This is a genomic window from Bartonella sp. AA86SXKL, assembly GCF_042196885.1.
Map to the genome: position 1 here is coordinate 1 of NZ_JBHIRE010000352.1, position 693 is coordinate 693.

At 38.2% G+C, this 693-nt stretch carries 1 protein-coding gene; it reads left to right on the forward strand.

Going from position 1 to position 693, the window contains the following annotated elements; translation table 11 throughout:
* Positions 1 to 239: 239 nt before the first annotated feature.
* Positions 240 to 693: beta clamp domain-containing protein (locus ACFIO5_RS11955; RefSeq protein ID WP_522729894.1), on the forward strand; the 454-nt coding region annotated here is incomplete at its 3' end.

Genomic DNA, 693 nt, shown 5'->3' on the forward strand with positions numbered 1-693 from the left:
ACTTGAATTGCTTAAACGGTTAATTGGAGAGCAGGCTGCATAGCGTTTATAACTTTCCCTCTGTTTATCGAAAGTATTGCAGAGGGATTAATAAGAGGGGGCTATTTTTGCTTATACAAGAGTCACTTGCCATTTTAAGAGAGGTTGAATAAAGTCCAATAAATGATTCTTTCAAGTGGGTCTGTTATTTTTAATTTGAGAATTTCTATAATTCTGTATGAATTATAATGGGGATTTTTATGCGTATTACAGTTGATCGTAATCAGCTTCTCAAGTCTCTTGGTCGTGTTCACCGTGTGGTTGAGCGTCGTAATACTGTTCCCATTTTATCGAATGTGTTAATTGATGCGGACAAGAACGGTGTGCAATTAAAAGCGACAGACCTTGATTTAGAGGTTACAGAATCTTTTGTGGCCAATATAAAGCAAGAGGGAGCAATAACTGTTCCAGCCCATTTGTTGTATGACATAGTTCGCAAGCTTCCTGATGGCAGTGAAATTGTATTATCAGTTGATATGAATCAGGCGAGTACGATGTCTGTTGTTTCTGGTTGTGCTAATTTTCAGCTTCAGTGCCTTCCCAAAGTAGATTTTCCAGAATCTCTTCCAGGACAGTTCGGTTACCGTTTTTCTTTATCGACGTCAGGCTTGAAGCATTTGCTTGATTGTACACAATTTGCTATTTCTACTGAAG